This is a genomic window from Streptococcus suis (assembly GCF_002964045.1).
Classification (GTDB): domain Bacteria; phylum Bacillota; class Bacilli; order Lactobacillales; family Streptococcaceae; genus Streptococcus; species Streptococcus suis_U.
In genome coordinates, this window is record NZ_POPB01000266.1 from 1 (window position 1) to 14,937 (window position 14,937).

The 14,937-nt window shown below is 43.9% G+C and carries 9 protein-coding genes; 7 read left to right on the top strand and 2 right to left on the bottom strand.

The genetic code is table 11. The features are described 5' to 3' along the window. The first annotated feature begins 328 nt into the window (after positions 1 to 328). Positions 329 to 3,595 (top strand): ATP-dependent nuclease subunit B, encoded by a 3,267-nt coding sequence (rexB, locus tag C1E99_RS03445; protein ID WP_105206591.1) that lies wholly within the window; start codon positions 329 to 331, stop codon positions 3,593 to 3,595. Beyond that, complete coding sequence (gene addA, locus C1E99_RS03450) at positions 3,595 to 7,245, top strand: helicase-exonuclease AddAB subunit AddA (protein ID WP_161951141.1); 3,651 nt, start codon at positions 3,595 to 3,597, stop codon at positions 7,243 to 7,245. The genes rexB and addA overlap by 1 nt, the downstream gene beginning before the upstream one ends. Before the next feature lie 224 nt (positions 7,246 to 7,469). On the opposite strand, the gene plsY is transcribed toward addA, so the two are convergent. Beyond that, positions 7,470 to 8,114 carry a glycerol-3-phosphate 1-O-acyltransferase PlsY gene (gene plsY / locus C1E99_RS03460; protein ID WP_105206598.1) on the bottom strand — a complete coding sequence of 215 codons (645 nt, stop codon included), beginning with the start codon at positions 8,112 to 8,114 and terminating at the stop codon, positions 7,470 to 7,472. Between the two features lie 143 nt (positions 8,115 to 8,257). Here plsY and parE point away from each other — a divergent pair, with 143 nt between their 5' ends. The 5 genes from parE to parC all read left to right on the top strand — a co-directional run bounded on the left by parE (position 8,258) and on the right by parC (position 14,589). Continuing rightward, the gene (parE, locus tag C1E99_RS03465) at positions 8,258 to 10,207 is read left to right on the top strand and encodes a DNA topoisomerase IV subunit B (protein WP_027971453.1); all 1,950 of its coding nucleotides are present in this window, start codon (positions 8,258 to 8,260) and stop codon (positions 10,205 to 10,207) included. A 23-nt stretch (positions 10,208 to 10,230) separates the two neighbouring features. Further along, positions 10,231 to 10,836, top strand: coding sequence for a protein adenylyltransferase Fic (gene fic, locus C1E99_RS03470; RefSeq protein WP_105206594.1), 606 nt, complete (start codon positions 10,231 to 10,233; stop codon positions 10,834 to 10,836). Between the two features lie 32 nt (positions 10,837 to 10,868). After that, a complete protein-coding gene (locus C1E99_RS03475) occupies positions 10,869 to 11,372 on the top strand; it encodes a YkvA family protein (RefSeq protein WP_105206595.1) in 504 nt (167 codons plus the stop codon). 27 nt (positions 11,373 to 11,399) lie between these two features. Beyond that, positions 11,400 to 11,960, top strand: a complete 561-nt coding sequence (locus C1E99_RS03480; RefSeq protein ID WP_105206596.1) for a GTP pyrophosphokinase — start codon at positions 11,400 to 11,402, stop codon at positions 11,958 to 11,960. 175 nt (positions 11,961 to 12,135) lie between these two features. Then, the gene (parC, locus tag C1E99_RS03485) at positions 12,136 to 14,589 is read left to right on the top strand and encodes a DNA topoisomerase IV subunit A (protein ID WP_105206597.1); all 2,454 of its coding nucleotides are present in this window, start codon (positions 12,136 to 12,138) and stop codon (positions 14,587 to 14,589) included. A gap of 66 nt (positions 14,590 to 14,655) precedes the next feature. Here the strand turns inward: parC and C1E99_RS03490 are convergent. Further along, the coding region (locus C1E99_RS03490; protein WP_161951142.1) for a transposase at positions 14,656 to 14,937 on the bottom strand (282 nt) is incomplete at its 5' end.

Sequence of the window (14,937 nt, forward strand, 5' to 3'; positions counted from 1 at the left end):
TGGTCATAGTGCAGTACCTTATCCAAGATTATTTCCATTACTTCATGGTTGATAGATTGGAAAAATGTGACTTCCACCTTTCCGAGGCGAATTTTCATCAGAATATCGTTTCTGCTTTTCTTTTCAAAGCGGCGAGATTGGGGAATAGTCAATGGGACGATGGGCTGTGACATAATAAATCCTCCAGTTTGTTTTTTATAACAGTATACCGGAGGAAGGAGTGAGTGGATAGATACCTTGTTATTGGGCGGTTACGCCTTTCCTTTTTTTGTACACGCATTTTTGATATACTAGACATAGAATATTCATGGAAAGTAGGGCATAAACTATGCAATTAGTTTATACAGATATTCGCAATCCTCTGACGCAGTATTTAACGGATACCGCAGCAGAATTTGCTAAGGAAGGTAAGCGAGTTTTTTACATTGCTCCGAACTCCCTGTCCTTTGAAATGGAACGTAAAGTTTTGGAATACCTACCTGAACAGGCAACCTTTGAAATTGTCGTGACTCGATTTGGACAATTGGCCCGCTATTTGATGATTGATAGGAAAGAAGCAGGTCAACCGCTGGATGATGTTGGTCTTGCCATGATTTTCTTTCGTGTGCTATCGCAATTTGAAGACGGCGACTTGAAAGTCTATGGTCGATTACAGACAGATTTTGGGTTCATTAACCAGCTAGTTGCTTTATACAAAGAGTTGCAACGGGCAAATATGTCTATTTTGGACTTGGAAGCCATGGAGTCACCAGATAAGCAGGCTGATTTGGTAAAGATTTTTCTGGCTGTAACAGACATTTTGTCCAAAGAAGGCTTTGAGCATCAGTCTAAGTTAGCACAGCTGACGAGCTTGGTAGAAACTGGTCAGTTGGATGAGCAGTTGAAGAACATTGTGCTGGTGGTAGATGGATTTTCTCGTTTTTCGGCAGAAGAAGAAGCTTTCGTGGCAGCCTTAAACAGTCGAGTAGCAGAAATACTGATCGGTGCCTATGCCAGCAAGAAAGCTGTAAATGCGACCTATATTGAAGGCAATGTTTATCAAGCTAACGTTGACTTTTTGCGCCATTTATCAGCGCAGTTCCAGACTAAGGCTACTTATATTGGTCAAGAGCCAGTCTTGGACAGTATTGGTAAATTTTCAAAGAATATGGAGTCGATTTATGATTATAGCGGAACCTTACTTGAGTTGACTCCAGCAGATCAAGAAAAAATCCAGCTATGGGAAGTCGTCAACCAAAAAGAAGAGGTGGAGCAGGTTGCGACTGCGATTCGTCAGCATGTGCATCAAGGGGCACGCTATAAAGACATCTTGTTGCTCTTGGGTGATGTGGATAGCTACAAGTTGCAGATTGGCAAGATTTTTGACAAGTATGATATTCCTTACTATTTTGGCAAGGCAGAGGAGATGAGTCATCATCCCCTGGTCCATTTTGTGGAGTCCTTGGAGCGCTTGCGTCGCTATCGTTTTCGTGCGGAAGACCTACTCAATCTCCTCAAATCTGGTTTGTACGCCAGCATTTCCCAAAAGGAGCTGGACCTATTTGAGTCTTACATCCTTTTTGCGGATATGAAGGGGCAGGCTGCTTTTTCGAGGGCTTTTTCGGTCAATGGCAGAGCGGACTATGATGCTGAAGTCATCAAGGAGAAGCGACTTGTCTATGATTTGAATGTTTTGGAACCCCTACGTGCTAAGATTATGGAACCTTTGAACCAGCTGTTTAAGGCTGGACCACAATCTGGAGTTGCCTTGCTTGAGAAATTTATGGCATTTTTGGAGGCAATTGAGCTTCCTAAAAATATGGAAAAAATGTCTCGAAATTTGAGTGAAGTAGAGCAAGAAAAAGAAGAGCAGGTCTGGAAAAGTTTTACCCATATTCTAGAGAATTTTCATCAGATTTTCGGAAAAGAAAAGTTGAAAATGGATGATTTTCTGGCTATTTTACAGGCTGGCATGCAGGCCAGTCACTATCGTACCGTTCCTGCAACAGTTGATGTGGTCAATGTAAAATCCTATGATTTGATCGAGCCGCACACTGCAAAGTATGTTTATGCTATCGGAATGGGCCAGTCCAATTTTCCAAAAGTTGCCAAGAATACCAGTCTATTGACAGAAGAAGAGATGGAAAAAGTCAATCTTGTCTCGGCTAGTTCTTCACGTTTTGATTTGGTCAGTCGAGAGAATATTAAGAAGAACCATGCTGCCATGATGTCTCTGCTGAATGCTGCGACGGAACAGTTAGTTATTTCAACTCCTCAGATTTATAACGAAGGCGAAGATAGTCTCTCCCCTTATATTAAAATTCTCCAAAAAATGGGGCTGAAATCCGAAGAACGTGGTCGGATTAAAACACTTAGTCCGCAAGACATCGGTCACTACAAGAGTCTCTTATCCCGTTTGATTGAGTCAGAAAGACCATCTCTTGATAATGAAAAATGGGAAGGGCAGAGGGCCTTCTGGACAGTCTTGGTTCGCCATTTGAAGAAGAAATTGGAGTCGCAAGGCATTGAAATTCCGACCATTACTGGTGATATTGCTTCTAAACAGCTTGCAGCTGATACATTGGCTGCTTTATATCCAGAGGATAAGCCACTCAATCTTTCAGCATCCAGCTTGACCAATTTCTACAATAACCAATATCTTTACTTTGTCCGTAATGTTCTTCGCTTGCGGGAACAGGAATCCATCCATCCGACGGCCTTTCAACACGGGCTCTTCTTGCATCGGATTTTTGAACGAGTGGTCATGGACCAATCTGAGCTAGATTTTGATCAAAAAGTGGACAAGGCAATCCTGCGTACGCGTGACGAGGCAGAATTTGCTATGTTTTATAACCAGGATGCGGATGCTCGTTATACGGAGGAAGTGCTGGATAAGATTGCTCGCTCCAGTGCGACTATTTTACGGGATAATGATTTGGTGGAAATTGATGGTCAGGAAAAGAGTTTCCGTCAGGATAAGGCGCTGGTTTTTGATCTTCAAAATGGCAAGAGGGTGCATGTAAATGGTACAATTGACCGCTTGGATACCTTACAAATCAATCAGGCTGTCGGTGTTGTGGATTACAAGTCCAGCGACCAATCTTTTTCAGTTGGGGATTTTTACAATGGTCTAAAACCTCAGTTGGTGACCTACTTGGCAGCCTTACAAGAGCTGGATGAAACCAAGGATAAACCTGTTTTTGGAGCTATGTATTTGCATTTACAGGATCCGATTATCAAATTGAAAGACACGAAGAATTTAGAACAGCTAGAAGGAGCTGCCAATACTAGCTTGGTTTACAAGGGGCTTTTCTTGAAGGAGGAAAGTCTGGGGCTCAATCATTTTTATCAGACTCGTAACCAACTCTATACGGAAGATGAGTTTGCGGTGTTATTGAACCACAACCAAGAACTCTACAAACAAGCTGCCATGGACATTCTGGCTGGTCGCTTTGCTATTAACCCTTATACCAAAGATGGGCGTTCGGTGGCAGGTGAGCAGCTGAAGGCAATCACTGGTTTTGAGGCGGATCGGCACATGGGCATGGCACGGCGGTTGGTCAAGGAGGCCAAGCGTCAAGATTGGATGGAACGAATGAAAGGAGGTCAGGACTAATGGCATTTGAACAATTTTTAAGCGCGGAAGAAATCAAGGCTGTGCAGCTAGCGGAAGCCAATTCTGATAAGCAACAAAAACGCACACCTGAGCAGATTGAAGCCATCTACACGCACGGTCAAAATGTTCTGGTCTCTGCATCGGCTGGGTCAGGTAAGACCTTCGTCATGGTTCAACGGATTTTGGATAAGTTGAAGCGTGGTGTGGGAATCGACCAGCTCTTTATCTCGACCTTTACAGTCAAGGCGGCTGGTGAATTGAAGGGGCGGATTGAGAAAAATCTCAATGAAACCATTGCGGAGACGACGGATATGGACTTGCGTCGACATTTGTCAGCCCAGTTGGCGGATTTGACCAAGGCGGATATTGGGACCATGGACTCCTTTACGCAGAAATTGGTGACCACCTACGGTTATAGCCTTGGTATTTCTCCGCAGTTTCGGATTTTACAGGATGAGACAGAAAAAGCGAGTCTAAAAAAAGAGGTTTTTGACCAGCTCTTTGCAGATTATCTAGAAGAGGATGAAAATGGTGAGTTCCGCAAACTGGTTCGCAATTTTTCGGGCAACCGTAAGGATAATAGTGGTTTCCGTCAGGTTGTTTATCAGGTGCATGATTTTAGTCAATCGACGAGCAGTCCAACTAAATGGCTGAAAGAGCAGGCTGTTCAAGCTGATTTGTACAGTCAAGAGCGTATTGAGCAGATCATAGAGCATGGCTTTAAGGAAAAAGTGTTAGACAAGCTCTATCATGCTGCAGATTTCTTCCGCTACCATGTGGAATGGGGCAGAAATGACTTTGGATCTGCCAAGTATTTTGCAAATGTGGAAGAAGTTTTAGATTTGCTGACAGGTTTAGATAGTCTGGACCAGAAGGACTTGATGGAACGGGTTGAAAGAATCCTTCTCATCAATGACCAGTCCAGAGGCAAGGGCCTGACCAATGCCAATCGACCAAAAGATGAACATTTGATAGCCTTTAAAGAAGAATACAATACTGGCAAGGGCCAGATTATCTCAGGACTACGAGATTTGGGTCAAGAAGTTTATGGATTGACCCTGCTGAAAGATTATCAGGTTCAAGCTTTGCCCTTGCTGATATTATTACGTGACTTTGTCTTGGATTTTTCGCAGGCTTATCTAGCTGTAAAAATCAAGGAAGCAGCTTTTGAATTTGGCGATATTGGGCATTTCGCTATTCGTATTTTAGAAGAAAATGCGGACATCCGCCAGTTTTTCCAAGAAAAATACCACGAAGTCATGGTGGACGAGTACCAGGATAACAACCATAGCCAAGAGCGAATGTTGGACCTGCTGTCTAACGGTCACAACCGCTTTATGGTGGGCGACATTAAGCAGTCCATCTATCGATTCCGTCAGGCGGATCCGATGATTTTCCAAGAGAAATTTGAACTGTATCAGGCAAATCAAGAAGCCGGAAAATTGATTTTGCTCAAGGAAAATTTCCGTAGTCAGATTGAGGTCTTGGAGGCAACAAATGCTATTTTCACGCGCCTGATGGACCGTCAAGTCGGGGAAATCAAGTATGACGACACCCACAGTCTAGTGGCTGGTAGTCCTGGTCAAAAAATTGCCCAGCCCAAGCATGAGATGGAATACTTCATTTACGACCAGCAGGATAGCGCGAGTTCTTCAACGGATGCTGAGGAGGATACTCTTCTTACTGCAGGTGAAATTGAGGTCGTTGCAAAAGAGATTATTCGTCTTCACAATGAAGAAGGTGCAGACTTCAAGGACATCACTCTCTTGGTGCAAAAACGGACGCACAACGACCTCATTATGTCCATTTTTGAAAAACATGGGATTCCCCTTGTGGCAGATGGCGGAGCAGCCTCCTATCTGCAATCTTTAGAAGTCATGATTATGCTGGATACCTTGCGGGTTATCAATAATCCACTCAATGACTATGCCTTGGTTGCCCTGCTTAAATCGCCTATGTTCCGATTCGATGAGGATGAACTGACACGGATTTCCTTGCAGGCTGGGACAGGTTTCTTTTACCAGAAAATGGAAATAGCCCATCAAACAAATGGGCAACATCCTGAACTTATGTCAGGAGAGTTGAAGAAGAAAATCAAGGATTTCTTGTCTATTTTGGAAAACTGGCGTGCCTATGCCAAACTGCATTCTATTTATGACCTGATCTGGAAGATTTTCAATGAAAAATTCTACTATGACTATGTCGGTGCTCTTCCAAATGGCAGCAAACGTCAGGCCAATCTATACGCACTTGGTCTGCGTGCCAACCAGTTTGAAAAAACAGGCTACAAAGGCTTGTCTCGTTTCATCGCCATGATTGACCGTGCCTTAGCAAATGACAAGGATTTGGCAGATGTACAAGAGTTTCTACCGCAAAATGCTGTTCAGCTGATGACCATTCATAAGTCAAAAGGACTGGAGTTCAAATATGTCTTCCTCATGAATATCGATAAGCGTTTCAACTTGGATGACCATTACCAGTCAGTCATCATCAGCCGGAAAAATGGTCTAGGTATCCAATATTTAGCGGATATGAAAGATAAGGTAAATAGCCCATTACCTCAGGTGCGAGTCTTAATGAACACCCTCCCTTATCAAAATAATCTCCAAGAGTTAAAAATTGCCAATCTTTCAGAACAAATGCGGTTGCTTTATGTTGCACTAACGCGTGCTGAGAAGAAGCTGTATCTGGTTGGAAAGGGTAATGCTGACAGGTTAGCTGAAAAATACGATGGTAAGAAGGAAGAAGGCGTACTTGCCCAATCAACTCGTGAAAACATGGCGACCTTCCAAGACTGGATTTTAGCCATTGATGAGGCCTTTTCAGGAGAAGACTTGCACTTCAAGAAAGTCTTTGTGACGGATGAGGATTTGACAGAGGAGAAGATTGGTAAACTGACATTGAAGAATAAGCTAAAAGACGCTAGCCTTAAAGATATTCGTCAATCAGAAGACATTGCTCAAGCCTTGGACCAGTTGTCTTCTGTTCAAGAGTTGAACGAACGCTATAAGGCTGCTATAGAATTACCAAGTTTACGGACTCCAAGTCAAATCAAGAAACTCTATGAGCCTATTTTGGAACAAGAAGGCATGGAAGTTATGGAAAAATACCAGCCAAAACGGACCTTCAACTTGCCAGATTTCTCCAAGAAACCAAAAATCACTGGAGCTCAAGTCGGTTCAGCAGTCCATGAACTCATGCAACGCTTGAATCTGTCTTGGTTGGTGACAGAAGATACGGTAAGAGAAGCCCTAGAAGCTGTTCATGCTGAGCAAGCGGTTAAAGACAAAATCAATGTTCAGATGATTTTAGATTTCTTTGATACAGACTTAGGAAGAGAAATTCTAGCCAATACGGACAATCTTCACCGAGAAGCTCCATTTGCAAGTTTGCAGACAGATCCTGTATCACAGGAACAATTTGTCTTGCGTGGGATTATCGATGGCTACCTGCTATATGATGATCATATTGTCCTCTTTGATTACAAGACAGACAAGTATGACCAACCTAACCAAGTCAGCCAACGTTACCAAGCTCAAATGCAACTCTATGCCGAGGCATTGAAAAAAGCCTACAAGATAGATCGTGTAGACTGCCATTTGATTTTACTTGGTGGGGAAAGAATTGAAGTGGTTGAAGTCAACATATAGTCATTTAGTTTTTCTTTTATTACTTCGACGCAAGAGGAAACTCCGTTTCCTTATTTCCAACTTCAAACATTCCACTGGATTGTTTGAACTCGCTTTGCCGTACTCCAGTACAGCAGCTTTTGACGCGAACCTTGTTCGCTTCATTTATAACCTCCAACTGTCTCACAGACAGTTAGAGCTAGTACTAAAAGTAAACTAAAAGACTATAAATTAAAAGCGAGTGGTTAAACTCGCTTTTTCTGTTTGGTTAGATTGAGTCCGAATGGGACTAGATTTTCTTCTTTTTTCAAAATTCGTTGGATATTTTCCTTGTGCCGAACGATGACAAATAGCCCCAAAAAGACGATAATGATGGTAAAGAGCCAGTCATAGCTTGGCAGGATGATTCCCATTGCTGGAAATAGCAGAGCTCCTAAGATTGCTAAAGCAGCACCCAATACGCTGGAGAAGGAAACCATCGAAGTGAGATAAAGAGAAGTCACAAAAATGATGACTAGATAGAGGCAAAAAGCAGGTGCGACGCCCAGAAGCATGCCAGCTGATGTTGCCACAGCCTTTCCGCCTTTAAATTGAGCAAAGATAGGAAATGTATGCCCCAATACGGCTACTAAGCCAAAGACAATTGGAGAAATGCCTTGCGCATGCAGCAGGATGGGAAGGAGTGTTGCTAAGGTTCCTTTGAAAAAATCAATCAAAAATACAATGGTTCCAGCCTTTGGCCCCAGTATGCGAAAGGTATTGGTTGTCCCGGTATTTCCAGAGCCATGCTCACGAATATTTATCTTAAAAAAGGCCTGGCCGATCCAGAGACCTGATGGGATAGATCCCAATAAATAGGCTGTCAATAATAGTAAAACATTCAATAACATGATTTCATTATAGCATATTTTTAGACAGTCTGAGACAAAAATGTTTTTGAAACCCTGTTCCATCGGATTCTCCAGCAGAAAAATTTTGCAAAAATGTCCAAAAACTTGTAATATAGTAAGGATGACAAGTATGGAGGTCAGTTTTGGCTAAGAAAGAGATTAACATAAATAACTATAATGATGATGCCATTCAGGTACTGGAAGGACTGGATGCTGTTCGTAAACGCCCTGGTATGTACATCGGCTCAACAGACGGGAATGGTCTTCACCACATGGTCTGGGAGATTGTCGATAACGCTGTCGATGAGGCTCTCTCCGGTTTCGGTGACCGAATTGACGTGACCATTAACAAGGACGGCAGCCTGTCTGTTTCCGACCGTGGACGTGGTATGCCCGTTGGTATGCACGCTACCGGCAAGCCAACGGTTGAAGTTATCTTCACGGTTCTCCACGCAGGAGGTAAGTTTGGTCAAGGTGGCTACAAAACTTCAGGTGGTCTCCACGGGGTTGGTTCTTCAGTGGTCAATGCCCTGTCCAGCTGGTTGGAAGTTGAGATTACCCGTGACGGTGCTGTTTACAAGCAACGGTTTGAGCAGGGCGGAAAACCAGTCACGACTTTAGAGAAGATTGGCACCGCACCAAAATCAAAAACAGGTACAAAGGTGACCTTTATGCCTGATGATACCATCTTTTCAACGACGGATTTCAAATTCAACACCATTGCCGAACGCCTGAAAGAATCAGCCTTCTTGCTCAAACAAGTCACCATGACCTTGACAGATGAGCGGACTGGTGAGCAGGAGGAGTACCACTATGAAAATGGTGTCCAGGACTTTGTGTCCTACCTCAACGAAGACAAGGAAACCCTGACACCAGTCCTCTATTTTGAAGGAGAAGATGCAGGATTCCAGGTTCAAGTGGCCATGCAGTACAACGACGGTTATTCTGATAATATCCTGTCCTTCGTTAACAACGTTCGGACCAAGGACGGCGGTACCCACGAAACAGGTCTCAAACTAGCCATTACCAAGGCCATGAACGACTATGCTCGTAAGACCAACTTGCTCAAGGAAAAGGATAAGAACTTGGAAGGTTCTGACTACCGTGAAGGTTTGTCTGCGGTCCTTTCTATCCTTGTCCCAGAAGAGCATTTGCAGTTTGAAGGGCAAACCAAGGACAAGTTGGGAAGTCCGCTTGCTCGTCCTGTGGTGGACGGCATTGTATCGGACAAGCTGACCTTCTTCCTTTTGGAAAATGGGGAATTAGCTTCAAATCTAGTTCGTAAAGCCATTAAGGCGCGTGACGCCCGCGAGGCTGCGCGTAAGGCGCGTGACGAATCCCGAAACGGTAAGAAAAACAAGAAGGACAAGGGGCTTCTGTCAGGTAAGCTAACCCCAGCCCAGTCCAAAAATCCAGCCAAAAACGAACTCTATCTGGTTGAGGGAGATTCAGCCGGGGGTTCTGCCAAGCAGGGCCGTGACCGTAAGTTCCAAGCCATTCTACCTTTGCGTGGTAAGGTTATCAATACCGCCAAGGCAAAAATGGCGGACATCCTCAAAAACGAAGAAATCAACACCATGATTTACACCATTGGTGCAGGTGTTGGGTCAGATTTTACTATCGAAGATGTCAACTATGACAAGATTATTATCATGACCGATGCGGATACGGATGGTGCCCACATTCAGACCCTCTTGCTGACTTTCTTCTATCGTTATATGCGACCATTGGTAGAAGCAGGACGGGTTTACATCGCCCTTCCGCCACTTTATAAGATGTCAAAAGGCAAGGGCAAGACAGAAAAGATTGCTTATGCTTGGTCTGACGGGGAATTAGAAGATCTCCGCAAGGATTTTGGCAAGGGCTTTATTCTCCAACGTTACAAGGGGCTTGGTGAGATGAATGCCGATCAGCTCTGGGAAACAACCATGAACCCTGAAACCCGTACCCTCATCCGTGTTACCATTGAAGACCTGGCCCGTGCTGAACGCCGTGTATCTGTCCTTATGGGCGACAAGGTCGAGCCACGCCGTAAGTGGATTGAAGACAATGTTAAGTTTACCTTGGAAGAGGCGACAGCTTTTACCAAATAATCTCAGGGAAGTTGAGGTGCCATATGGTTTTAGAAAATAAATTTGGGATAAAGGACTCTTTAGAGCTGGCAAAAACGGAAGAAAAGGTCAGTAAGGAGAAGGCAAAACGGCTTTTTGAGGAAGAATTGCTAGCTGATAAACAAGCTGGCGCTTTTGAAACCCTTTCTTTTATTCACCGCTTTCTCTTCGAAGATATCTATGATTTTGCAGGTAAGATAAGAGATGTCAACATCGCAAAAGCTGGCTTTCGTTTCGCTCCTCTCATGTATCTTCACAAATCCTTAGAAACAATTGAAAAAATGCCTCAGCGAACATTTGAACAAATTATTGAAAAATATGTAGAGATGAACGTGGCTCATCCCTTCCGTGAGGGGAATGGTCGTAGTATGAGGCTTTGGCTGGACCATTTGTTGAAGTCTGAACTAGGGCAGGTTGTTGATTGGTCTTTAGTGGATAAGGAAGATTATCTTTTGGCAATGGAGCGAAGTCCAATTCGTGATATTGAAATTAAATATGTCTTAAAAAATGCCTTGACTGATGAGGTTGATAGTAGAGAACTCTACATGAAAGGCATTGACCATTCTTATTTCTATGAGGGTTACAACCTTTATCGTACTGAGGATTTGTAAATCTAGCACAGATAAACTATGTGAGGTGTTTTATGCCATTAAGAGTAAAATTAACTGACCGTTTTCAAAAACAGTTGACGGAATGGGCTCGAAAGCGTAAGCCATTTAAAAATAAACAGGAATTGGAAGAAAAGTTTGACCAGGCGCTTGAATCTTGGAAATCGTCCAAGACCAGAGAACGGGCAGAGGTCTTACTGTCAGACCAAGGAAAATTGGAACATTTTCTGCAAGATATCGAGAAGAAATTGGCACGTTTGCCGTTCGGTGGGGATAAGTTTTCAGCCATTCCAGGTATGATTTCCATGATTCGAAGTTATGTCAGGCGAGACTATACAGCCCTTCCTAAAGGGGCCATTCTGGCAACCATTGGTGCCTTGATTTATTTCTTCAGCCCTTTGGATGCCCTGCCTGATTTTATCTTTGGTCCTGGTTTGCTGGATGATGCCTTTGTGCTCAATGCCTGCCTCAAATTAGTCAAGTCAGATGTAGATGAGTATAGGCTCTGGCAGGCAAGTCAGCGGAAGATGGAAGAGTAGCTCTGCTATTTTACGAGGAGAAAGAAGATGTTAGAGAAAGTTGAACGATTAATAAGTGAAATTAACCGTATTCATCTGGAGTATTCAAAGGATTATTTTGAAACGGGTAAGGTTGAAAAAGTCAATCTCAAACACACCTTCGCCAAGGTGCCTACCCAGCCTATTCTGACTTATCGACTCAACTTACACGAGTCCATTAACGATTACTTGATGCGTGCAGATGTCAAGGATATTGCCTATTTTTATCGTGTCAAAACTTCGGAATCCATTTTGGATAAGATTAATCGTTTTAAGGAGAGAAATGAGGGATATCCTGTCAACTCCATTCTCAATGATATTTTCGGTGCTCGTATGATTTTGACTTCTGAGGAAATCGCGGAGGTCATGGAGCGTCTGGATGACTGGCAGGAAAAATATGGACTGAAAAACTGGTACCTGCGTGATAAAGACGGCTATGTCGGCATTCATATCTATTTCAAAAATAAGAGCAATTTCTACTACCCATGGGAACTGCAACTGTGGGATGAAAAGGATGTAGAAGGCAATATTGCCAGTCATATCAAGTATAAAAGGAAGTTTGTGGAGTAAGTCAAATTATATTTTTCTCTTATGCAAACAAAGTGAAGAAAGGAAGGTTCGGTTGTTAGAAACAACTGAACATGCCCTAAAGACTGTGTCAAAAAGATAAATCGTCTAGAAAATCAGGATTTTCTGCCGATTTCCTATTTTGACTTTGTCTTTTACGGGCTTTGTATCTTAATTTATGTCTAACATTCAAAACATGTCCCTTGAGGACATCATGGGAGAGCGTTTTGGTCGCTACTCCAAATACATTATTCAGGAGCGGGCTTTGCCGGACATTCGTGATGGTTTAAAGCCTGTGCAACGTCGGATTCTTTATTCCATGAATAAGGACGGCAACACGTTTGACAAGGGCTACCGCAAGTCCGCCAAGTCAGTTGGGAATATCATGGGGAATTTCCACCCACACGGTGATTACTCTATTTATGATGCCATGGTCCGCATGAGTCAGGACTGGAAAAACCGCGAGATTTTGGTGGAGATGCACGGGAACAACGGTTCCATGGACGGCGATCCGCCTGCTGCTATGCGTTACACCGAGGCTCGCCTGTCGGAAATGGCAGGTTATTTGCTGGCTGACATCGAGAAAAAGACGGTGCCATTTGCTTGGAACTTTGATGATACGGAAAAAGAACCCACTGTGCTTCCAGCTGCCTTCCCCAATCTCTTGGTCAATGGAGCGACAGGAATTTCAGCTGGGTATGCGACTGACATCCCGCCGCATAATCTGGCGGAGGTCATCGATGCCGTTGTTTACATGATTGATCACCCGACTGCTAAGTTAGAAAAGTTGATGGAGTTCTTGCCTGGACCAGACTTCCCAACAGGTGCCATTATCCAAGGGGCTGACGAAATCAAGAAGGCCTATGAAACTGGTAAGGGTCGTGTCGTTGTCCGTAGCCGTTGTGAAATCGAGCAACTCAAGGCAGGCAAGAAACAGATTGTCATTACTGAGATTCCTTACGAGGTCAACAAGGCTGTTTTGGTCAAGAAAATTGATGATGTCCGTGTCAACAATAAGGTGCCTGGTATTGCTGAGGTGCGTGATGAGTCAGACCGTACAGGTCTGCGGATTGCCATTGAGCTGAAAAAAGACAGTGATGAGCAAACCATTCTCAACTACCTTTACAAATACACCGACCTGCAAATCAATTACAACTTTAACATGGTGGCCATTGATAACTTCACACCGCGTCAGGTCGGCTTGCAGAAGATTCTGTCCAGCTACATCGCCCACCGCCGTGAGATTATCATTGCTCGTTCTAAGTTTGACAAGGAAAAGGCTGAAAAACGCCTCCATATCGTAGAGGGATTGATTCGTGTCATTTCCATTTTGGATGAAGTGATTACCCTTATCCGTGCTTCTGAAAACAAGGCGGATGCCAAGGAAAACTTGAAAGTCAGCTATGATTTCAGCGAGGAACAGGCAGAAGCTATCGTGACCTTGCAACTTTACCGCTTGACCAATACCGACATTGTGACCTTGGAAAATGAAGAAGCAGCTCTACGCGAGCAGATTCAGACCTTGGCAGCCATTATTGGCGATGAGCGGACCATGTTCAATCTCATGAAGAAAGAACTGCGTGAGGTCAAGAAGCAGTTTGGTAATCCTCGTTTGAGTGAGTTACAAGATCAAGCAGAAGCGATTGAAATTGATACCGCCAGCTTGATTGTCGAGGAAGAAACCTTTGTCAGCGTGACCAAGGCAGGCTATATCAAGCGGACCAGTCCGCGTTCTTTCGGTGCTTCAACGGTGGAAGAAGTCGGCAAGCGGGACGATGACCAGCTGATTTTCGTGCAGAGTGCCAAGACAACCCAGCACCTCTTGCTCTTTACCAATCTTGGAAATGTCATCTACCGACCTGTCCATGAGTTGACAGATATTCGTTGGAAGGATATTGGTGAACATCTGAGCCAGACTCTCATGAACTTTGATACCAATGAAGAGATTATCTTCGCTGAACTGGTTGAGAATTTTGAAGAGGGAACTTATTTCGCGGTGACCAAATACGGTCAAATCAAGCGTGTGGAGCGGAAGGAGTTCACGCCATGGCGGACTTACAAGTCCAAGTCAACCAAGTATGCCAAACTAAAAGATGCAGAGGATGTGGTCATTACCGTATCACCTGTGGTCTTGGACGACATTATGCTTATCACAGAAAAGGGCTACGCTCTGCGATTTAACATCGAAGAAGTGCCAATCATCGGTGCCAAGGCGGCCGGTGTCAAGGCGGTCAACCTCAAGGATGGGGATGTGGTGGCTGCGGCCTTTATCAGCAATACGAGCTCTGTCTATCTTCTGACCCAGCGTGGTAGCCTTAAGCGGATGGCGACGGAGGAAATCCCTGTGACCAGCCGTGCCAAGCGTGGTTTGCAGGTCCTTCGCGAACTCAAGGCTAAACCTCACCGTGTCTTTGCGGCGGGTCCAGTCTTGACAGATCAGAGTGATTTTGACCTCTTTAGCATAGCAAATGAAGATGAGACGACCAGTCAAGTGCTTCATGTGCAGTCCAAAACAGGCAAACTCTATGAGGTCGATGTGACCCAGCTTAGCCTGTCTGAACGCACCAGCAACGGCAGCTTTATCTCGGAAACCATTTCTGATGAGGAAGTGTTCAGAGCCTGGATAGATTAAGATAGAACCTGCTTTGTGCAGGTTTTTCTTATGGCTCTTTGTCAACTGTAGTGGGTAGATGAAAAGCTAACACCTAGAGAGGACGAACTTCGTTCTCTCTTTCTTTATGTTCAAAGCAATCAAAATGCGTTTTTTAAAGTTTTCAAAGTTCCTGAAACCAAAGGCATTTCTCTTAATGACTTTGATGAGATTATTGGTAGCTTCCAGTTTGGCGTTGGAATAAGGCAATTCCATGGCGTTTAAAACCTTGTCTTTATCCTTTAGAAATGTCTTAAATACTGTCTGGAAAATAGGATTAACAGCGGTTATTTCCTGTTCGATAAGTTCGAAGAAATGATCTGACCTTTC